Annotated in this window: 20 protein-coding genes; 3 read left to right on the top strand and 17 right to left on the bottom strand. The window is 65.9% G+C overall.

All coding sequences use genetic code 11. The features are described from left to right. Positions 1-4: 4 nt before the first annotated feature. From DZC73_RS24175 to DZC73_RS24155, 5 genes are read right to left on the bottom strand one after another with little or no spacing between them, the layout of a single operon-like run. Complete coding sequence (locus DZC73_RS24175) at positions 5-760, bottom strand: sugar phosphate nucleotidyltransferase (protein WP_124542941.1); 756 nt, start codon at positions 758-760, stop codon at positions 5-7. A gap of 31 nt (positions 761-791) precedes the next feature. Then, positions 792-2,312: an O-antigen ligase family protein gene (locus tag DZC73_RS24170; protein WP_124542940.1), complete on the bottom strand. Its 1,521-nt coding sequence runs from the start codon at positions 2,310-2,312 to the stop codon at positions 792-794. Next, complete coding sequence (locus DZC73_RS24165) at positions 2,309-2,977, bottom strand: P-loop NTPase family protein (protein WP_124542939.1); 669 nt, start codon at positions 2,975-2,977, stop codon at positions 2,309-2,311. The genes DZC73_RS24170 and DZC73_RS24165 overlap by 4 nt, the downstream gene beginning before the upstream one ends. Positions 2,978-3,024: 47 nt before the next feature. Next, entirely contained in the window at positions 3,025-4,626 is a 1,602-nt protein-coding gene (locus tag DZC73_RS24160) for a GumC family protein (protein ID WP_124542938.1), read from the bottom strand. A gap of 11 nt (positions 4,627-4,637) precedes the next feature. Further along, the gene (locus DZC73_RS24155; protein WP_161974717.1) at positions 4,638-5,384 is read right to left on the bottom strand and encodes a polysaccharide biosynthesis/export family protein; all 747 of its coding nucleotides are present in this window, start codon (positions 5,382-5,384) and stop codon (positions 4,638-4,640) included. A 360-nt stretch (positions 5,385-5,744) separates the two neighbouring features. Between DZC73_RS24155 and DZC73_RS24150 the strand changes: the two genes are divergently transcribed. After that, a complete protein-coding gene (locus DZC73_RS24150) occupies positions 5,745-7,103 on the top strand; it encodes a lipopolysaccharide biosynthesis protein (RefSeq protein WP_161974716.1) in 1,359 nt (452 codons plus the stop codon). Between the two features lie 15 nt (positions 7,104-7,118). Continuing rightward, a complete protein-coding gene (locus tag DZC73_RS24145) occupies positions 7,119-8,009 on the top strand; it encodes an aspartyl/asparaginyl beta-hydroxylase domain-containing protein (RefSeq protein WP_124542935.1) in 891 nt (296 codons plus the stop codon). Between the two features lie 3 nt (positions 8,010-8,012). On the opposite strand, the gene DZC73_RS24140 is transcribed toward DZC73_RS24145, so the two are convergent. The 12 genes from DZC73_RS24140 to DZC73_RS24085 form a co-directional block, all read right to left on the bottom strand. Beyond that, positions 8,013-9,011, bottom strand: a complete 999-nt coding sequence (locus tag DZC73_RS24140; protein ID WP_198414947.1) for a glycosyltransferase — start codon at positions 9,009-9,011, stop codon at positions 8,013-8,015. Between the two features lie 8 nt (positions 9,012-9,019). Further along, positions 9,020-9,997: a UDP-glucuronic acid decarboxylase family protein gene (locus tag DZC73_RS24135; protein ID WP_124542933.1), complete on the bottom strand. Its 978-nt coding sequence runs from the start codon at positions 9,995-9,997 to the stop codon at positions 9,020-9,022. A gap of 176 nt (positions 9,998-10,173) precedes the next feature. Then, complete coding sequence (locus tag DZC73_RS24130; protein ID WP_124542932.1) at positions 10,174-10,671, bottom strand: FxDxF family PEP-CTERM protein; 498 nt, start codon at positions 10,669-10,671, stop codon at positions 10,174-10,176. 193 nt (positions 10,672-10,864) lie between these two features. Further along, positions 10,865-12,292, bottom strand: coding sequence for a replicative DNA helicase (gene dnaB, locus DZC73_RS24125; RefSeq protein ID WP_124542931.1), 1,428 nt, complete (start codon positions 12,290-12,292; stop codon positions 10,865-10,867). A 747-nt stretch (positions 12,293-13,039) separates the two neighbouring features. Further along, positions 13,040-13,492: a 50S ribosomal protein L9 gene (rplI, locus tag DZC73_RS24120; RefSeq protein ID WP_124542930.1), complete on the bottom strand. Its 453-nt coding sequence runs from the start codon at positions 13,490-13,492 to the stop codon at positions 13,040-13,042. A gap of 11 nt (positions 13,493-13,503) precedes the next feature. Beyond that, positions 13,504-13,794 (bottom strand): 30S ribosomal protein S18, encoded by a 291-nt coding sequence (gene rpsR / locus DZC73_RS24115; protein WP_124542929.1) that lies wholly within the window; start codon positions 13,792-13,794, stop codon positions 13,504-13,506. Between the two features lie 12 nt (positions 13,795-13,806). After that, positions 13,807-14,097, bottom strand: coding sequence for a primosomal replication protein N (gene priB, locus DZC73_RS24110; protein WP_124542928.1), 291 nt, complete (start codon positions 14,095-14,097; stop codon positions 13,807-13,809). A gap of 34 nt (positions 14,098-14,131) precedes the next feature. Then, on the bottom strand, positions 14,132-14,503 hold the full coding sequence (rpsF, locus tag DZC73_RS24105; protein WP_124542927.1) for a 30S ribosomal protein S6: 372 nt from the start codon (positions 14,501-14,503) through the stop codon (positions 14,132-14,134). A gap of 118 nt (positions 14,504-14,621) precedes the next feature. Next, entirely contained in the window at positions 14,622-16,721 is a 2,100-nt protein-coding gene (locus tag DZC73_RS24100; RefSeq protein WP_124543116.1) for a sodium:solute symporter family protein, read from the bottom strand. Beyond that, positions 16,721-17,002 carry a DUF4212 domain-containing protein gene (locus DZC73_RS24095; protein WP_124542926.1) on the bottom strand — a complete coding sequence of 94 codons (282 nt, stop codon included), beginning with the start codon at positions 17,000-17,002 and terminating at the stop codon, positions 16,721-16,723. Before DZC73_RS24095 ends, DZC73_RS24100 begins: the two co-directional genes overlap by 1 nt. Before the next feature lie 85 nt (positions 17,003-17,087). After that, positions 17,088-17,591 carry a ribonuclease HI gene (gene rnhA / locus DZC73_RS24090; protein ID WP_124542925.1) on the bottom strand — a complete coding sequence of 168 codons (504 nt, stop codon included), beginning with the start codon at positions 17,589-17,591 and terminating at the stop codon, positions 17,088-17,090. Then, positions 17,588-18,427, bottom strand: coding sequence for a class I SAM-dependent methyltransferase (locus DZC73_RS24085; RefSeq protein ID WP_124542924.1), 840 nt, complete (start codon positions 18,425-18,427; stop codon positions 17,588-17,590). The genes rnhA and DZC73_RS24085 overlap by 4 nt, the downstream gene beginning before the upstream one ends. Between DZC73_RS24085 and gloB the strand changes: the two genes are divergently transcribed. Then, a complete protein-coding gene (gene gloB, locus DZC73_RS24080) occupies positions 18,426-19,196 on the top strand; it encodes a hydroxyacylglutathione hydrolase (RefSeq protein WP_124542923.1) in 771 nt (256 codons plus the stop codon). The two genes, DZC73_RS24085 and gloB, sit on opposite strands and share 2 nt — an antisense overlap.

Below are 19,196 nucleotides of genomic sequence, written 5' to 3'. Positions count from 1 at the left end.
CGCCTCAGGCCGGCGCCTTGATGTCGCGGTGGTCGTAGTAGCGGTAGAACTCGGTGTGCTGGGCGTGGTTGGTCACCGGCACCAGTTCGTTCTTGGACAGCATCTCCTCGAGCTCCTGCTGGTCCTTGTAGGTGTCCATGGACTTGAAGAAGCCGTCATGGCGGTAGGTGAACAGCTGCTTGTTCTTCACCAGCTTGGGGAACACCTCGCGCTCAAGGTTGCCGCCTTCCCAGTGGTTGAAGATCTCCTTGTTCATCACGAAGAAGCCGGCGTTGATCCAGTGGCTGTTGAGGCGGGGCTTTTCCTTGAAGCCGGTGACCTCGTTGTTGTCGCCGAACTCCACCGTGCCGTACTGCGACTGCAGCGGCACGCTGGTGAGCGTGGCCAGGCCGCCATGCGAGTTGTGGAACTCCACGAGCTTGTCCATGGGCACGTCGCACAGGCCGTCGCCATAGGTGGCCATGAACTGGTCGCGCAGCAGGTGGCGCAGGTTGTAGATGCGGCCCGCGGTGTCGGTCTCTTCACCGGTGTCGACGATGGTGATGTCCAGGTCGTTGTCCTTGTGGGCGAAGTAGTCGAGGATGACTTCCTTGCGGTGGCCGATCGAGAGGATGAACTCGCGGTGCCCGGCAGCCGCGAACAGATGCATGATCTGGACGAGGATGGGCTTGCCGCCCACGGGCATCATCGGTTTGGGAAGGTATTCGGTGAACGGGTATGCGCGCGTTCCCTTGCCGCCCGCGAGAATGACAACCTGCATGGAAAGTTCTCCTCGTTAAGAAAATCGAAAATCAGATCGGTTGAAGTGCCGGCCGTGCCATGCGGCGGCGCAGCGGGTCGTTGGCCACGTTCCAGTAATGCGCCGCGACGATGAGGCCCACGACGATCCAGAAGATGCGGTCGGGCGCGGGCACGCGCTGGAAGAAGCTGCCCATGCCGTCGACCATGATCGCGACGATGCCGCACACGGCACCGACGCTGGTCATGCTGATGCGGGAACTGTGCATGTAGCGTCCGTTCTGGAAGGCCAGCCAGATCACATGCACGTGCAATGCCAGGAAGAAGAACAGGCCCACCGTGCCCTGCTCCGCCCAGACCAGGAAGTAGGTGTTGTGCACCACCGGCCACACCGGGCCGAACAGCTCCATCATCTTGCCCACGCTGTAGGGGCTGAAGTCGACGATCTGGTAGGTGAAGGTGTTCAGGCCATGGCCGAAGACGGGCTTGTCCTGCACCATCTTCCAGGCCACGCCCAGCCATTCGTAGCGGAAGTCCAGCGCACCGGAATCGCTGTGCGTGAGCCGGGTGATGATGGGCCCGGCGGCCGCCACCGCGCCCACCACCAGCAGCATGGCCATGGTGGCCTTCAGCTTCACGTGCTGGCCGCGCAGCGTGGGGTGCGCCACCACCACGAAGCCCAGGGCCAGCGTGGCCGCCGCGAAGGCCGCCCAGCCGGTGCGTGACAGGGTGAGCACCAGCGCCAGCAGGCCGAAGCCGCTGAGCAAGGCGATGAGGGCCTTCATCGACCACTTGTAGTCGGTGAACAGCAGCCCGATGTAGATGGGCAGCAGCATGGCCAGGTAGGCTGCGAAGAGGTTCGGGTGCCCGACCAGGCCGGACACGCGGTACACCGCGCCCGCGCCCAGGTAAACGCCGTAATTCGCGCCGAGCACGGCCTCGGGCGCCGGTTCGCCCAGCGCCTCCAGGCCGAGCGAGCGCTTGAGCGCGAACTGCAGCAAGGCGATGACGATGTTCAGCACCAGCCCGCCGGCCAGCGCCATCATCACGTGATGGAAATGCCGCTCGCGCACGCACTCGTTGATGATCACGAGAAAGAGCAGCCAGCACTTGAACATGCGGAAGGTCTCGAAGGCGGCGAACTCGCGGTACGGCCCCGCCACCACGTTCCACATGCCCAGCGCCATCAATCCCACCCACCACAGCGAGAGCCAGGACAGGCGGATTTCCTTGCGGTAGCCCATGGCGAAGTCGCGCACCATGAACACCAGCAACGGCACCATGAACAGGTCCATCGCATCGATGCTGTACGACGGCGCCCCGCCGATGTGCACATGCCGGTTGAAGTTGATGGACAGGCCCAGCGCCGCCGTGCCCACCATGCCCACAAGGAAGAACAGCCGCGGATTGCGGCTGGCATACAGCGCCACCGGGAAGGCGGTGGCCAGCACCATCGGCAGCGAATACAGCTTGCCCGCGCTCAGCAGGAGGATGACGAGAACCGCGCCCCACAGCGAAAGGAGCACCACCACCAGTGGCGGCAGCAACCCCGTGGAGCGCAGGACACGGTTCACTCCGAGCCGCCCACCACGACCACGCGCGGATCCATCACGCCGTTGGCGCGCAGGAGCTTGCGGCTCTCATCCAGCGAGCGCATCAGCGTCTTGTTTTCCAGCGTCAGCACGAAGACGGCATCGGCCTGCGCCACCGTCACCATGTAGCGGGTATCGGCCAGTACCGAGCTGACCTGGACCAGCACGTGCTGGTATTGCGAGCGGGCCACGTCCAGCATTTCGCGAAGCCGCCCGATGTCCACGCCCGACTTGCTGCCTTCGGTGATCTGCCCGGCAGGCAGGATGTCCACGCCCGGCACGCTGCTGGCCGTCACCGGCAGGTGCTTGCCGTTCAGGCCTTCGCGCTGCACGTCGGCGTAGCCGCGCGCCGCCCCAAGGCCCAGGCGGTTGCTGATGCCGCCTTCGGAATCCTTCACGCGCGCATCGACCACCAGCACCTTGCTGCCCAGTTCGGTCTGCAGGCAGTAGGCCAGCATCAGCAAGGCATCGCTGGAGACCTTGTCGCCGTCGAGCGAGAAGAAGGCCAGGCACACGCCGCCGGCCTTGTGATCGAACTCCTTCTCGATCAGCCGCGACATGTAGCGATAGGTGCGCGATGCCGGTTCACGCGTCTTGACCACGTTCTCCAGCAGGCGTTCGTACCAGTTGCGCAAGACGTTCCCCAATGATTGTTCTTCGACGAGAGCGGTGGATCAGGCGGCGCCGCGCATGCTCAGGCAGCGCCACGCATGCGGTAGAGCGAGGCGACGAACTTCTCGTCCTGCTCCACCACGGCAAAGAGGCCAGCCTCGTCGCCGCGCTGCGCCAGGCGATGCCGGTTCACGCGCACGAACACCAGCTCCAGCACCAGGGCGGCCAGCACGCCCACGCCCAGGCCCGCGACCAGCGCCACGATGATCATCAGCTTGGTCTTGGGCCACACCGGCTGCTCGGGCAGCGCGGCCGGCTCGACCACGCGCATCGCGGCAGGCGCCGAGCGTGCGGTGGCCATGGAGACGGCGGCCACCGTGAGCTTCTCGTTCAGGCCGGCGTACTTGCTTTCCAGGAAGAGCTGGCGGCGCTCCAGCTCATGGTTGGTCTGCATCTTCGAAGGAATGGTGTCGAGCATGGAGCGCATGTTCTCCAGCTCGGTCTTCTTCACCTTCAGCGACGACTGTGCACCCGCCAGCTGCGACTCCAGGCTCAGCTTCTTGGCACGCAGCACCTCGTAGGAATCGCTGATGCGCTGGGAGTTGCGCACCACCGAGGCCTGCTTCGCATCGCCCAGCGCCGCCATGGACACGCGGATCTGCTCCTCGATGTCCTTCACCTCCGGCGCCTCGGGCTTGAAGGTCTGCTTCATCGCGGCCAGCTGCATCTCGAGCTTGGTCAACCGGTCCTTGGCGGCCTCCTCGCGGAACAGGCGGTCGCTGCTGAGCTTGCTGCCCTCTCCTTCGAGCTGCTTGTTGATCATGGCCAGCGAGCTCTGGTTCTCGGCGATCTGCGCCTCCAGGTCGGTCACGGCCGAGCGCAGCACGAACCACTGCCCGATCTGCACGCGGTCCTTCTCGAACAGCAGCACGGCGCCGCTGTCGGCACGGAACTGCTTGACTTCCTTGTCGAGCTCGTCGATTTCCTTCTGGGTCTTCTCGGCCTCCAGCAAAAGGCTGGCGTGGGCCTGGGTCGCCTCGGCGACGAAGCGATCACGGCGCTGCTCCAGGTAGACCTCGACGATCTTGTTGGCGATCTCGGCCACGCGCGGGCTGGAGCCCTTGACGATGAGCAGGCCGATGCTGGCCTCGCCCACCTGGCGCACCGCCACGCCCGACTGGAAGTCGGCCAGCAGCTTGGCGCGCTCCAGGTCCTGCTCGGACAGCACGTACGGCCCCTTCTTCTTGCCGAACAGCCAGTCCTTGAAGGCGCGGTAGTTGCGGCCCACGGTGGAGTTCATCCACAGGTGCACCGCATGGCTGGCGAAGGGGTGGTAGATGTCGTCGTACTTCAGGTCCAGCCGCTTGATGACTTCCTTGAGCACCGGCGGCCCGGTCATCAGCGTGGCTTCATCGGTCAGGCCATCGCGGCGGAAGATGTTCCAGCCCTGGTAGAAGGCCTGGCGCTGCACGTCCTTCTCGGAGTCGGCCGCGACCATCACTTCGGCCTCGAAGGTCGGCGGCCACACCGTCACGAACACCGCGACGAAGACCACCGTGAGCAGCATGCACGTGAGGACGACCCACTTGTGGCCGACCACGGCCTGCTTGATGTTGTCGATGGCGCCCTGGATCTGGAAGCTGTCGGCCTCCGGACGGTGAGGGATCGCCTCGACGATGGTCATGTCCGCGGGCTTCACTTGGTCACCGCCCGGACGATCAGCAGGTTGAACAGCGGCGACAGCGCGGTGTTCACGTCGCTCAGGGTGCGCAGCAGCTGCGAACGGCCGCTTTCGGGCACGAGGATCACGTCGTTGGTCTGCAGCGTCATGTTGCTCAGGGCGAGGTACACGTCAGGCTGGCTGGGTGCCAGCCCATTGGTTTCGATGGAACGCGACTCGAGGAAGCCATCCTTGTTGATGCGGATGAGCTGCACGTTCTCGGCCGAGGCCTTCTGCGTGGCGTCACCCGCCTGGGCCAGCGCCTGCACCACGGTGCGGGCCTGGCGCAGCGGCAGCGCGCGCGGCTGGCCCACCTGCCCCACCACATACACCATCGGCTCGGGTGGGTTCTCCACCATCACCGTCACCTCGGGCTTGACCAGGCGCTCGGCGAACAGCTTCGTCAGTTCCTGGGCCAGGTCCGCGGGTGTCCTGCCGCTGGCCTTGACCTCGTTCACCAGGGGAAGAGAGATCGCGCCGTCAGGCCGGATGATTGTCTTGCGCGAGAACTCCGGCTGGCGGTAGAGGAACACCTCCAGCTGGTCGCCAGGTTGCAGCACGTAGGCATGCTCGTAGCGGTTGAGCGCGTCCAGCACCTCGACCTTGACCTTCAGTGCAGTGCTGGTGGACGGGCTCGCGCAGGCCGCCAGGGTCAGCGCCACGGCGGGGAGCAGGCCTCGCAGCATCGCGCCCATTGAATCGAACCAACGTCCAGACACCATCACCGAGCCTTCCCCCAATGCATTCGAATCCGATACACGCAAGAGTCGTGCAAAGCGCGCGGCTCCTGGTGTGGCGCACCTACCCCGCGCATGCAAAGCGTCATGCGCGGCCGGTGGACCGACGCGGCGTACTGTGCAGGGTTGGCGTTGCATGGCCGTGAAATTGAACGCATTCGTCGACCCACCGAAGCACTCCCACGACCGCATGTCTTTTACGCGTTGCAGCTGCTGCTGCCCGCGCCCGGCGCGAGTCTAACGCAGGGCCCTTTCGCGGCATCCCCCTTGAATGCACGGCTTACACTCCGACGCACCGCACACCGCGAAAACCGTCACGCGCCGGCATGGCGCCTGTTGCGCCCCATGTCGCCGTCTCCCGAGCCCTCCCACAAGACCTCCTTGCTGCGCCGCATCGGCAGCGCCTGGCTGAACGTCGTTGCCAAGTTAGGGGGCACGGCCTTGTCCTTCGGCGTCTACATCGCCCTGGCCCGCTGGATGAGCCCCGAGGCCTTCGCCGAGGTGGTGGTGATGCTGACCTGGCTGGCCATCGCCACCGCCTTCGGTGGACTGAGCATGCCGCTGGTGGTGGTGAGGCACGTGGCGGAGAACCTGGCGGCAGGCCAGGTGGGCGTGGCGCGAGGCACCTACCGTTTTGCGCTGGCCGCCATCGTGGCCGTCTCCCTAAGCCTTGGGGGGCTGGCCGTCGTGTTGGCGGCCCTGGGGTGGCTGGGATCGACGCCGGGCAGGTTCATGAGCGTCACGATCACAGCCGCCTTGCTCGTGCCCAGCGTCGTGCTGACGGTGCAGACCGGCCTGCTGCAGGCGCTCAAGCAAGTGGTGCTGGCCGAATTGCTGACCAACACGGTCAGGCCCATCCTCCTGCTGATCGGCCTGGGCGGACTCTGGCTGGCAACACGCTCGCCGCTGGCAGCCTCCACGGTGCTGGCAGCCTACCTGCTGACCGCCTTGCTTCTGGTGACTGCCCTGTGGTGGAAGGCACGGCAAGCCCTGCCTGCAGCTTGGCGCATCACATCGCCCGAAGACAACCGGCGCGCCGCCATGCACACCGCGATGGGCTTCATGCTGGTGATGATTGCCGCGGCCCTGAACGAGCGCGTGGACATGCTGCTGCTGGGCGCCACCGGCCGCCCCGAGGACATCGGTGCCTACGCCGTGGCCACGCGGTTCGGGCAGGCCATCATCGTGGCCGTGAATGCGGTCTCCGCGGTGATGGCGCCTCACTTCGTCGAGCAGTTGCAGGCCATCAAGGACGGTCGCACCGCAGCCGCTCAGGATCTCGTCAGCCGCACCGCACGAACGACGTTGTGGCTGTGCCTGCTGGCCCTGGTTTTCTTTGCGCTGCTGGGTCCGTGGCTGGCGGCGCTGTTCGGCCCGCACTACGGACATGCCTACCTGCCGCTGGTCGTGCTGGCGGGGGGCCAGGCCCTTGCCGCGCTGTTCGGCCCGGCCGCCCTGGCCTGCACCCTGGCCGGATCACCCAGGGTGGCTGTCGCCAGCCTCTTGGCCGGCATCGCCACCAACGCGGTGCTCAACCTGGTGCTGGTGCCCCGCTTCGGTGCGACCGGCGCCGCCGCGGCCACGGCCTGTGGCACGGTGCTTGCGGCCGGCCTCTCCTGGCTGCGCACCCGGCAAATGCTTGGAATCGACAGCTCGGTGCTGGCATCGCGACAATCCGCGGTCATCACCTCCGCTGCCTCCTGAACACCAAGGTCCGCCATGTCCCGCAATCCCCGCATCGCCGAGCAGTCCAGACGCATCGTGCAAGCCATGCGCGATGGCAGCTACTGGGATGCGGTGATGGATGGCGGGCCGGCCCTGGCGCGCGTGCAGTCCTGGCTGCGCATGCTGGCCGGCGACGAGGAAGAGGCGCCCGGCCTGCCCTTGCAGAACCCGGGGTACGTCCGCTTTCCAGGACTGCGGCACAGCGCCTGGCGGCCGACCAGCGATGTATCCGGGGCCTTGCAGCTGGAAGCGAACTTCCAGACCATCCTCGACGACTACCTCTCGCTCGCGGACACCGACTACCTGCACTACACGCCGCCGTCCATGAGTCGCATGTGGGCGGTGTTCCTGTACACGACCATGGGGGTGGAGCTACAGCCGGTGCTGGGCCGTTGCAGCAAGAGCTTCGAGCTCATCAAGTCGCTGCCCCGCGTCTGCCTGGACTACCCATGGGGCGACGCGCTGCTGTCCGTGCACGCCTCGGAGGCCCATCTCAAGGCGCATTGCAGCGTCGACAACCTGCGCGTGCGCTGCCACCTTGGCCTGCGCGTCCCCAAGGGCTGCGAGATGCGCGTGGGCACCGAAATCCGCCAATGGCAGGAAGGCAAGGCCCTGCTGTTCGAAGACTCCTTCGAGCACGAGGTGTGGAATCGCGGTGACGCGCGCCGTGCCATTCTGATCGTGGACTTCTGGCATCCGGACCTCAGCGACATCGAGATCCGCGCCATCACCGCAGGCTTTCGCAAGGCGCAGGTGCGGCGGATCTTCCTGCATGACCGCACCGCGATGGTCAACGGCTTTCCGCCGGCCTTGACCGCACACTTGGATGCCGTGGTGGAGGCTCAGGACCAGGACCCGCTGCTGCGCGAGTTCTGGCGCGGCTGAGCCTCACAACACCAGCGAGCGGAAGCGGATGCTGCCGTAGAGCAGCGACAGGCTCATCACCAGCATGCGCGGCATGTGCAGCAGCGTGCGGCCACAAAAGCGCGCCAGTTCGATGGGGTTGATGCTGCGCGTGCGCTGGATGCCGCGCGCCAGCAGCAGCGCCGGAATCAACCACAGCAGCCAAGGCTTGATGAGTGCTGCGGCCACGACCAGCGCGATCGCGACGTAGATGAGCAGTGCCGGCGGATAGAAGAACAGGCCTGCGGTGAGCAATTGAGCGCGCAGCTCGGGATGCCGCCTCACCAGCTCGGGCACGAGGAAAAGGCGCGTGCCTTCGAGCATCCAGAACCACACGCCCTGCTGCTCGATCTCGTGCTGCATCACCGCGCCCGAGAGGAAGCGCCGCTCGTGCCCCGCCTTGATGATGCGCCAGGCAAGGTCGGTGTCAGCGCACTCGGTGGCGCGGTCGAAGGGGTCGCGAAAGCTCAGTGATTCGTCGAAGCCGCCGTGCTCCAGGAACACGCTCTTGCGCACGAAGAGGTTGGCCGTCGGGAAGGTCGGATGCTCCACCGTCGTCACGAAGCTCATCTTGGAGGTCAGCGTGGCCGTCTGCTCGGGCTTGGGCAGCACGGGGCCGCTCACCAGCGCGATCTTCGGGTTCGCGAACTCCGCAGCGCCCAGCGCCATCCACTCCGGCGTCGGACGGCAGTCGCTGTCGGTGAAGGCGATGATCTCGCCGCGCGCCATCGACACGCCGATGTTGCGCGCCGGCGCCGGCCCGCGGTCCTCCGCGGTGCGGCGGGTGACGATGTCCAGTCCGAGTTCGTCGCGCGCCCGCGCCATCACCGGGCCGAGGTCCTCGCTGGAGCAGTTGTCGATGACCACCACCTCGAAGCGCTCGCGCGGGTAGCTCTGCGAGCCCAGGCCGACGAAGCAATCCCACAGCATCGTCGCGCGGTTCTTCACCGAGATGACCACCGACACCATCGGCAGTCCGGGCATCACGCTGCTCATGTCGACTTGGCGGCAGCGAAGCGCGACAGCAAGGCGTCGAAGTAGGCGACGGTGGCACGCAGGCCTTCATCGACCTCGATGGTCGGTTCCCAGCCCAGCACGTCGCGGGCCTTGGTGATGTCGGGCCGGCGCTGCTTGGGGTCGTCCGATGGCAGCGGCTTGAAGACGATGGGCGACTTCGAGCCGGTGATGGCGACGATCTTCTCGGCCAGCGCGAGCATGGTGAACTCGCCGGGGTTGCCGATGTTGACCGGACCGGTCACCTCGTCGGGCGAATCCATGAGGCGCACGAGGCCGTCGATGAGGTCGGACACGTAGCAGAACGAGCGCGTCTGCGTGCCGTCGCCGTAGATGGTGATCGGGTCGCCGCGCAGCGCCTGCACGATGAAGTTGGACACCACGCGGCCGTCGTTCGGATGCATGCGCGGACCATAGGTGTTGAAGATGCGCGCGACCTTGATGCGCAGCTTGTGCTGCCGCCAGTAGTCGAAGAACAGCGTCTCGGCGCAGCGCTTGCCTTCGTCGTAGCACGAGCGCTGGCCGATCGGGTTCACGTTGCCCCAGTAGCTCTCGGTCTGCGGATGCTCCGCGGGGTCACCGTAGACCTCGCTGGTCGAGGCCTGCAGCACCTTGGCGCGAACGCGCTTGGCCAGGCCCAGCATGTTGATGGCGCCATGCACGCTGGTCTTGGTGGTCTGAACCGGGTCGAACTGGTAGTGCACCGGCGAGGCCGGGCAGGCCAGGTTATAGATCTCGTCGACCTCCACGTACATCGGGAAGGTCACGTCATGCCGCATCAGCTCGAAGCGCGGGCTGGACAGCAGGTGCTCGATGTTGTCGCGCGTGCCGGTGAAGAAGTTGTCCGCGCACAGCACGTCGTGGCCCAGCTCGACGAGCTTGTCGCACAGGTGCGAGCCGAGGAAGCCGGCTCCTCCGGTGACGAGGATGCGCTTGCGCAAGCGGTAGTTTTCCATGCGATGAAGAAGAGGTTTCGCGTTCGGAGCCGGGCGAGTAAACCACATCCGCGGCGACATTTCGCCCTCGGCATGGGCCCGGGCGGGTCATCGTGCACACCTGCCGCGGGCAGGAATCGAAAAGCAAAAGGCGGGCCGCAGCCCGCCTTGGGTCAGGTCACGCCGGACCTGCGGAATCAGCCCTTGCGCTGGCGGCGCACCAGGCCCAGCAACGCCAGGCCGCCGAGCATCAGCGCGTAGGTCTCGGTCTCAGGCACGGCGGGGGTGATGGAGGTGGCGATGTATCCGTCGTAGATGCCGCCCACGGCACCTGCGATGCCGCCGATGGCGACCTTGTAGGTGCCCGCTGCCGGCAGGCCGGCGAACACGCCCCAGCCATCGCTGCCGTCCACGTCGGCATTCAGCAGGTTGTTGGAGGCGTCAAAGAAACCCAGGAAGTTGAAATCGATGTGGGTTTCGTCGGTCGGGAACGGGATCGAGATGGTGAACGCACCACCGAGGCCGGAACCGGTGACGTCGAAGGTGTAGTAGTCGATGAACGAGCCAGGGGCGACGACGTTGCTCACCTCGACCGCGGCGTTGTCCAGCACGCCCAGGTAGCCGGGGCCGGAGATGGCGTTGGCGGTTCCAGCCAGCGCCAGGGCCGCGACGGCGACCACGCTCTTGATCTTCATGGGGTTCCTCCGGAATGCTGTAGGTCTGGCGAAGCAGCATTTTCAAATGCCCTTGCGCACTGCGGGTTTATAGACAACTCCGAGGCGGCTCGCACCCCCTGTCCATGGGGGTTTGGCAAAGAAACTTGTGCAATGCACCACGCTTGCGCCGGGAACACCCCGAACGCACCAGCCTGGACAGGGTTTCGTGCGATCAGTAGTCGTCCCCGCCACTGCCGCCCATGCCCGGCGCCAGGTTCTCGAACTTGGTCAGCGGCTTCAGGAAGGCCAGCTTGCAGGTGCCCGTCGGGCCGTTACGCTGCTTGGCGATGATCACCTCCGCCACGCCCGGCTCCTTGCAGGCTTCCTTGGTGTAGTACTCGTCGCGGTAGATGAACATGATGACGTCCGCGTCCTGCTCGATGGCGCCCGACTCGCGCAGGTCGCTCATCATCGGACGCTTGTCGGTGCGCTGTTCCACGCTGCGGTTCAGCTGCGACAAGGCAATCACCGGACACTTCAGTTCCTTGGCGAGGCCCTTGAGGCCGCGGGAGATTTCGCCAAGCACCGTGGCGCGATTCTCTTCGCTCGTGCCGCCGCTGCCGGTCATCAGCTGCAGGTAGTCGACGATGATCAGGCCGAGCTGTCCGCAGATGCGCGCCTGCCGCCGCGCCCGCGCCCGCACTTCGCTGGGCGTGAGGCCGGGGCTTTCGTCGATGAACATGCTGACCTTGCTCAGCTTCTCGACGGCCTCGGACAACCGGCCCCATTCGTCATCGCGCAGGCGACCGGTGCGCAGGTTGGACTGGTCGATGCGACCCAGAGAACCCACCAGACGCAAGGCAAGCTGGGCGGCGCCCATTTCCATGGAGAACACCACCACCGGCAGGCCTTCGGCCACCGCGACGTGCTCGCCGATGTTCAGCGCCAACGCGGTCTTGCCCATGGAGGGACGCGCTGCAAGGACGATCAGGTCGCCCGGCTGCAGGCCTGCGGTCATGCGGTCGAAGTCGTACAGGCCGGTGCGCACACCGGTGACCTCTTCGGCGCCGTTCTCGTGCAGCTCGTTCACGCGGTCGATCAAGGCCACCACGAGCTGGTCCATGCTCTGGAAGCCCTGGCGCGACTTGGAGCCTTCTTCGCCGATGCGGAAGATCTGGCTCTCGGCCTCGTCGAGGATCTGCGAGACCGGACGGCCCTGCGGGTTGAATGCGTTCGTCGCGATCTCATCGCTGGCCGCCACCAGCTTGCGCAGCACGGCGCGCTCGCGAACGATCTCGGCGTAGCGCCGGATGTTGGCTGCGCTTGGCACGCTCTGCGCCAGCGCGTTGAGGTAGACCAGCCCGCCGCACTCCTCGGCCTTGCCCAGGCTTTGCAGTTGCTCGAACACGGTGATCACGTCCGCCGGCTTGTTGCCGTTGATCAGGCCACCGATGGCCGCGTAGATGTGCCGGTGCTCGAAGCGGTAGAAGTCGCTGTCGTTGAGCAGGTCGCCGGCCTTGTCCCAGGCGCTGTTGTCCAGCAGCAGGCCCCCCAGCACGCTTTGCTCGGCTTCGATGGAATGCGGCGGGATGCGCAGGCGCGCGACCTCGTCATCGGGTGGAGAGAACTTCCGATCGGAAGAGTTGAGCACGCTGGACATCGGGGGATGATAAGAGGGACTGCCTGCCAACCCTGTGGACAAGGCTGTGGGCATCCGGTTGGCTTTCGGTTGAAATCGGGTCCTTTGTGCGTTTAGCGACGGCTAGACGGATGTGGGCAAGACCTAGGGTTGGGCAAAGGCGCGGGTGGGCTGGCTGGGGCGCGCGGCGGAAGCGGTCGGCGCTTTGCGCCGACTCCGCTGCGGTGCTCGGGCTTGTGGTCCGGCGAGAAACTCGCTTCAGGCCCCTGCGGTGCCTTACGCTCAAACAGTCTCGCCGAGTCAGATGACGAAGCGCGCTGCGCGCGCGACCACAAGCCCTGCGCTCCTCGCCGCTTCCTGATGCGCGCCCCAGCCAGCCCACCCGCGCCTTTGCTGTTGCAGCATTGGGCTTTTCTCGTCGAGCCAGCCCAACCTCCCTTGAGCGGGAGGCGGCATGGGCCAGGGGCTGCGTCTGTGGCGGCGAGCAGCGCAGCACCGAGGGGTGGCGCGCGCAGCGCGCTTCGTCTTCTAGCTTGCCGCGGCTGTTTGAGCGCAGCGCACCGCAGGGGCGCGTAGCGAGTTCTGCGGCACACCCCTCGGTGCGAGCAGCACAGCGCAGTCGGCCGCAGGCCGACCGCCACAGCCGCAGCCCCTGGCCCATGCCGCCTGCCGCGGTCCCACCAGAACGATGCGGAAGACACGCCCCCCCAAGCGCAGCAATGAAAAAGGCCGGCAAAGCCGGCCTTTGAATCGATCGCAGAAAGCGGATCAGTCGGTCTCGCCGACCACGACCACCTTCACGTCGACGACCACGTCGGTGTGCGGAGCCACCGTCACGGCATGCTCGCCCACGGTCTTCAGCGGACCATTGGGCATGCGCACCTGGGCCTTCACGACCTTCAGGTTGAGCTTGTTCAGCGCGTCGGCCACGTCGCCGTTGGTCACGGAGCCGAACAGGCGGCCGTCCACACCCGCCTTCTGGGTGATGTGCACGGAGATGCCGTTCATCTTCTCGCCCAGGGCTTGCGCCTCGGCGAGCTTCTGCGCAGCAGCCTTCTCGAGCTCGGCGCGCTTGGCTTCGAATTCCTTGATCGCGGCTTCGGTCGCACGGCGTGCGGCACGGGTCGGGATCAGGAAGTTGCGGGCATAACCGTCCTTGACCTTGACGACGTCGCCCAGGTTGCCGAGGTTGGCCACTTTTTCAAGCAGGATCACTTGCATGTCGTCGCTCCTCAGACCCGATGCTGGTCGCTGTACGGCAGCATGGCCAGGAAGCGCGCGCGCTTGATGGCGGTGGTGAGCTGACGCTGGAAGAACGCACGCGTGCCGGTCAGGCGAGCGGGCGTGATCTTGCCGTTTTCGGCGATGAAGTCACGCAGGGTGTCGACATCCTTGTAGTCGATCTCGGTGACGCCGGTGACGGTGAACCGGCAGAACCGCTTGCGCCTGAACAGCAGCGATTGCTGGTTGCGCTTGGGCTTGCGGTCCTTGGAGAACTTACCTTTACCACGTGGCGGGGGCATATTTCACCTCTTTCAAATCTGTTCAGTGAGCTCGGTCACATGAAAAACGATGCCGCGTCCGTTGCGCTGGGAACCGAGGAAGCCGGCAAAGCCGAGTGAGCTTCCGATCTCCAGCTGCAACAAGCGTCGTGTGATCTCCCCGATCGCGCGCGCCTTGATTTCCATGGAAACCTTGCGCTGCTGGCCGTCTTGCGTGACCTCCGACTCGTGCTTGAGCATCAGGTCGAGGGCCGGAAGGCCGGCGGGGGTGTATCTCACGGCGCCCCGCTCCACCAGCTGGGCCGACAGAACCAGGCGGTTCATGCGGCGCTCGGTGTCGCGGACGCTGCGTCCGTCCTCAGGCCGCGGCCTCCTGCTGTTGTTGCGGGGCCTTGCGGGCTTCTTCCTTCTCGACCATCTTCATCATGACCGAAGGGGTCGTCTCGGCCTTTTCCTTGACCACGGTGAGGTGGCGCAGAACGGCGTCGTTGAAGCGGAAGCCGGTTTCGAGCTCGGCAAGAACTTCCTTGCTGCACTCGATGTTGATGCACAGATAGTGGGCCTTGGCCAGCTTCTGGATCAGGTAGGCCATCTGGCGACGGCCCCAGTCTTCCACGCGGTGCACCTTGCCGCCGGCGGCGGTGACGATGCCCTTGTAGCGTTCCAGCATGGCCGGAACCTGTTCGCTCTGGTCCGGATGGATCAGGAGCACGATTTCGTAGTGACGCATTTGAACTCCTTGTGGATTACGCCCCAGGCGTGATTGCCCGGTGGCGAAGCCACCCCGAAGCGTCAAGACCCGGGTGTGGCAAGGGGAAAGCCGACGATTATAGCCCGATCCTGGAAGATCACCCGGCCCCGGGGATCCGCAAGTTCTTCACGAAGGCGCGCTGGGCCGCCTCCGGGGCCGGCGTCAGCAGGGTGACGACCACCATCACCGCCAAGCCCAGCGGCACGCCGAACACTGCCGCGGAGATCGGCTGGATGTTCCACCACAGGTCGATGGACGAATGGATGCGGAAGATCCCCCGCAGCCAGGGCTCGTTGCGCACCATGTAGTACACGGTCAACCCCAGCCCGGCGAGCATGCCGGCGATGGCGCCGTGCTTGTTGGCGCGCGACCAGAACACCCCCAGCACCAGCGCCGGGAAGAAGGCCGAGGCCGCCACCGAAAACGCAGCCGACACCATGAACACGATGTCCACCGGCTTGGACGCCGCCAGCGCCGAAGCCGCCAGCGCCACGACCAGCAGCACCACCTTGGAGACCGTCACCCGGTGCGAGCTGCCCTGCCCCTTGCGGACGATCTTGTAATAAAAATCGTGGCCGATGGCGTTGGCGATGGTCAGCAGCAGCCCGTCGGCCGTGGACAGCGCCGCCGCCAGCCCGCCCGCGGCCACCAGCGCCGACACCACGTAGGGCAGCCCACCGATCTCCGGCGTGGCCAGCACGACGATGTCCGCGCCGATCTTCATCTCGCCCAGCTGCAGGATGCCGTCGTGGTTCACGTCCACCACCGACATCAGCGACGGGTCCACCTTCGACCAGTTCGAGATCCACGCCGGCAGGTTCTCCCACGACGTGCCCACCAGCACGTTGAACACCTCGAACTTCACCAGCACCGCGAGCGCCGGCGCCGTGAGGTACAGCAGCACGATGAAGAACAGCGACCACGCCACCGATTCGCGCGCCTCCTTCACCGTGGGCGTGGTGTAGCTGCGCACGAGGATGTGCGGCAGCCCGGCCGTTCCCACCATCAGGCAGAAGACCAGCGCGAGGAAGTTGCGCCTGGACTCGTCGTAGGCCTGGCGCTCCGCGGGCGTTCCGTTGGGGTCGCCCGCGAACTGCTGGCCGTGCGGCGGCATGCCTGCCAGCGGCTTGGCGCGCGCCTCGTTCTGCGCGGCCAGGCGCGTCCACAACTCGCGCGCTGCGGCCTCGTTCTTCGGCACGGCGGCCAGCGCCTTCTCCGCGGCCTGGATGTCCCCCAGCGGCGCGTTGATGGCCTTCAGGTCGACCACCTTCTCCGTCGCCACTCGGCGATCCTGCGACAGCGCCAGCGGCACGTTCTCCAGCTTGGCCCGGTACGACTCCGCCCGCGCCTTGAACGCCGCGATCACCTGCAGCTCCTTCGGGTCCTGCATCAGCTCCTTCTCGCGCTGCGTCACCTTCTGCAGTTGCGAGCCGTAGGCCAGTTGCGGCAAGGGGTTGCCGGTCTGCTTCACCGACAGCCACACCACCGGGATCATGAAGGCCACGATGAGGATGATGTACTGGGCCACCTGCGTCCAGGTCACCGCCTTCATGCCGCCGAGGAAGGAGCACACCAGGATGCCGCCCAGCCCGAGGAAGATGCCGATCACGAAGTCCACGCCCGTCAGCCGCGTGGTGATGAGGCCCACGCCATAGATCTGCGCCACCACATAGATGAACGAACACAGGATGGCCGCCGTGATGCCCACGAAGCGCGTGACGTCGCTGCCGTAGCGCGCGCCGAGGAAATCAGGGATGGTGAATTCGCCGAACTTGCGCAAGTAGGGCGCGATCAATAGCGCCACCAGGCAGTAGCCGCCGGTCCACCCGAGGATGAATGCCAGCCCCACGTAGCCCTGCAGGTACAAGGTGCCGGCCAGGCCGATGAAGGACGCGGCCGACATCCAGTCCGCCCCGGTCGCCATGCCGTTGTAGATGGCCGGCACGCGCCGCCCGGCCACGTAGTACTCGGTGGCGTCGGTGGTGCGCGAGATGATGCCGATGCACGCATACAGCACCACCGTCGCGAGCAGGAAAGTCACGCCCACCCAGCGCTTGGGCACGCCCACCTGCTCCAGGACTGCCATCAGCAGCATGAAGAGCACGAAGCCGACCGTGTACCAGAAGTAGATGCGGTTGAGCCTGCGGCGAAAGGCCGTCTTCTTTTCCGCGGCGGACCAGCCTTCGCCCGACGACATCATTCGTCCTCGGCCACGCCGTGCTCGCGGTCGAGCCGGTCGATGCGGCGGGCATACCACCACACGATGGCCAGGTACACCACGAGCGACCCCTGCGCCGCCATCCAGAAACTGAACGGCCAGCCGAAGAACGTGAAGTTCAGGTCACGCGCGAAGAACGCCGCCACGAAGGTCACCACGAACCACACCGCCAGCAGCCAAGCAGTGATCCGCAGGTTGCGCTGCCAGTACCTCTGGATGTTGTCGGACCTGACGGCGTCCGCGCCGTTCGACTCGATCATGGCGTGTGGGAGATGTCTCGCGATTCTCGGACATCACCCCGCCGCCCAAGGTTTGTCGCACCTAGGGCTTTCGATAGGTGGGTGCCTAGGCTGATTCGCAGCCTCGGTTGGCCAGCGCATCGGCCTTCTCGTTGCCCGGGTCGCCCGCGTGCCCCTTCACCCAGCGGAATTCCACGCGGTGCAGGTTGCGCAATGCATCCAACCGCTGCCACAGGTCGGCGTTCTTCACCGGCTTCTTGTCGGCCGTCTTCCAGCCGCGTGTCTTCCAGCCGTGGATCCACTCGGTGATGCCTTTGCGGACGTACTCGCTGTCGGTGTAGAGCACCACGTCGCAGGTGCGCTTGAGCGAGGCCAGTGCCTCGATCACCGCAGTGAGTTCCATGCGGTTGTTGGTGGTGAGCTTCTCGCCGCCGAACAACTCTTTCTCGTGCCCGCCCGAGCTGAGCCAGGCACCCCAGCCGCCCCGCCCTGGATTGCCCTTGCAGGCCCCGTCGGTGTAGACCACCACCTGCGGCCGCGAGATGGCGGGCTTGTCGGTGGCGGGCTTGTCCGTGGCGTTGTCGGGGCTCGTGCTGCTGATCGTCGTCATGAATGTTCTGTCTCGACCGGGCGTGTCAGCCCGGCGCGATGTTGATGATGATGCGCCACGACGGCAGGCGCCGCCTTGGCTTTGCTGCGTTCCTTGCGGACCAGCCCGACCAGCCGCATGCCGCGCACGCGCTTGACCGCAGTGATCGAGTACACCGCGCCGAACACCGGCCACCAGCGGTCGCCCAGTCGTTCGGCCCATTCGTAGCGCGCAAGCCAGCGATCGGACGCCACCGGCGGACGATAGCAACCGAAGCGGCCAGCCTCGACCTCGAAGCTCAACAGCCGCAACCAGTCGCGCAAGCGCCGGTAGCCGATGAAATCGCCCTCGCTGGGCAGGTACAGCGGCGTGTGCCTGCTCAACCCCATGCCTCGCCGCATGCGGCCAAAGCGCTGGCGCAGGCCCCACAGGCTCGCTGGGTTGAACCCGACGATCACGACCCGCCCTTCGGGCCGCAGCACGCGCTCCACCTCGCGCAGCGTGAGGTGCGGGTCGCGCGCCAGCTCCAGCGAGTGCGGCAGCACGACCAGGTCCAGGCTCTGGCTGTCGAAGGGCAAGGCGTCGTAGTCGCACTGCAGCGAGATGATCGCGGGCTTCACCGCCAGGTCGTGGTCGTCATGGCCATTGGCTTCGGAGCCGTCGCCGCTCACCCATCGATGCGGCATGCGGTTGGCCCGCAAGGCATCGAGTTCGGGCAGCCCCAGCTGCAGCGCATGGAAGCCGAAGATGTCGACCACGGCACGGTCCAGGTGGGCCTGTTCCCAGGCCAGCAGGTAGCGGCCAGCGGGAGTTCGCAGCCAGTCGGCCAAACCTATAATTGCTGCGCTGTTCGACATGAAACTCGTTTCGATTCCCGCCTTCTCCGACAACTACATCTGGATGCTCCACGATGGCTCGCAAGCCCTCGTCGTCGATCCGGGAGACAGCGCGCCCGTCCTGGACGCGTTGGCGTCGAACCAGCTGACGCTCGCGGGCATTCTAGTGACCCACCATCATGGCGATCATGTCGGAGGCCTCCAGGGCCTCCGATCCGTTTTGAAGGGACCGGTTTTCGGGCCTGCCCGTGAAAACATACCCGGTTCTTTCACACAGTTACGCGACGGTGACTCCATCATGCTGATGGGACTCCGATTCGATGTCATGGACGTTCCCGGACACACCAGCGGCCACATCGCCTACGTCACCGCAGACACCGCCGACCAGCCCACGCTGTTCTGCGGCGACACGCTGTTCTCGGCCGGCTGCGGGCGGCTGTTCGAAGGCACGCCGCAACAGATGCACCACTCGCTGTCGCGCCTGGCCGATCTGCCCGGCAACACCCGCGTGTGCTGCGCCCACGAATACACCTTGTCGAACCTGAAGTTCGCCCATGCGGTCGAACCCCACAATGAAGACCTCGCCGCCTACACGCGCCGCTGCGAAGCGCTGCGCGAGCAAGGCATCCCGACGCTGCCCAGCACCATCGCGCAGGAGCGTCTCGTCAACCCCTTCTTGCGCTGCGCCGAACCGGCCGTGATCGAGTCGGCGCGTGCCCATGGCGCGGCCAGCAACGACGGCACCGATGTGTTCGCCGCCCTTCGACAATGGAAGAACGATTTCCGATGA

Source organism: Rhizobacter terrae (assembly GCF_003852895.1).
GTDB classification, from domain to species: domain Bacteria; phylum Pseudomonadota; class Gammaproteobacteria; order Burkholderiales; family Burkholderiaceae_C; genus Albitalea; species Albitalea terrae.
This window is presented reverse-complemented; position numbering and strand designations above follow the sequence as displayed.

Excerpts from the sequence above, each read along its gene's own strand:
- DZC73_RS24175 (WP_124542941.1), bottom strand. The coding sequence starts at position 760 with ATGCAGGTTGTCATTCTCGCGGGCGGCAAGGGAACGCGCGCATACCCG.
- DZC73_RS24160 (WP_124542938.1), bottom strand. The coding sequence starts at position 4,626 with ATGACCATCGTCGAGGCGATCCCTCACCGTCCGGAGGCCGACAGCTTC.
- DZC73_RS24155 (WP_161974717.1), bottom strand. The coding sequence starts at position 5,384 with ATGGTGTCTGGACGTTGGTTCGATTCAATGGGCGCGATGCTGCGAGGC.
- DZC73_RS24150 (WP_161974716.1), top strand. The coding sequence starts at position 5,745 with ATGTCGCCGTCTCCCGAGCCCTCCCACAAGACCTCCTTGCTGCGCCGC.
- DZC73_RS24145 (WP_124542935.1), top strand. The coding sequence starts at position 7,119 with ATGTCCCGCAATCCCCGCATCGCCGAGCAGTCCAGACGCATCGTGCAA.
- DZC73_RS24140 (WP_198414947.1), bottom strand. The coding sequence starts at position 9,011 with ATGCCCGGACTGCCGATGGTGTCGGTGGTCATCTCGGTGAAGAACCGC.
- DZC73_RS24135 (WP_124542933.1), bottom strand. The coding sequence starts at position 9,997 with ATGGAAAACTACCGCTTGCGCAAGCGCATCCTCGTCACCGGAGGAGCC.
- DZC73_RS24130 (WP_124542932.1), bottom strand. The coding sequence starts at position 10,671 with ATGAAGATCAAGAGCGTGGTCGCCGTCGCGGCCCTGGCGCTGGCTGGA.
- dnaB (WP_124542931.1), bottom strand. The coding sequence starts at position 12,292 with ATGTCCAGCGTGCTCAACTCTTCCGATCGGAAGTTCTCTCCACCCGAT.
- rplI (WP_124542930.1), bottom strand. The coding sequence starts at position 13,492 with ATGCAAGTGATCCTGCTTGAAAAAGTGGCCAACCTCGGCAACCTGGGC.
- rpsR (WP_124542929.1), bottom strand. The coding sequence starts at position 13,794 with ATGCCCCCGCCACGTGGTAAAGGTAAGTTCTCCAAGGACCGCAAGCCC.
- priB (WP_124542928.1), bottom strand. The coding sequence starts at position 14,097 with ATGAACCGCCTGGTTCTGTCGGCCCAGCTGGTGGAGCGGGGCGCCGTG.
- rpsF (WP_124542927.1), bottom strand. The coding sequence starts at position 14,503 with ATGCGTCACTACGAAATCGTGCTCCTGATCCATCCGGACCAGAGCGAA.
- DZC73_RS24100 (WP_124543116.1), bottom strand. The coding sequence starts at position 16,721 with ATGTCGTCGGGCGAAGGCTGGTCCGCCGCGGAAAAGAAGACGGCCTTT.
- DZC73_RS24095 (WP_124542926.1), bottom strand. The coding sequence starts at position 17,002 with ATGATCGAGTCGAACGGCGCGGACGCCGTCAGGTCCGACAACATCCAG.
- rnhA (WP_124542925.1), bottom strand. The coding sequence starts at position 17,591 with ATGACGACGATCAGCAGCACGAGCCCCGACAACGCCACGGACAAGCCC.
- gloB (WP_124542923.1), top strand. The coding sequence starts at position 18,426 with ATGAAACTCGTTTCGATTCCCGCCTTCTCCGACAACTACATCTGGATG.
- DZC73_RS24085 (WP_124542924.1), bottom strand. The coding sequence starts at position 18,427 with ATGTCGAACAGCGCAGCAATTATAGGTTTGGCCGACTGGCTGCGAACT.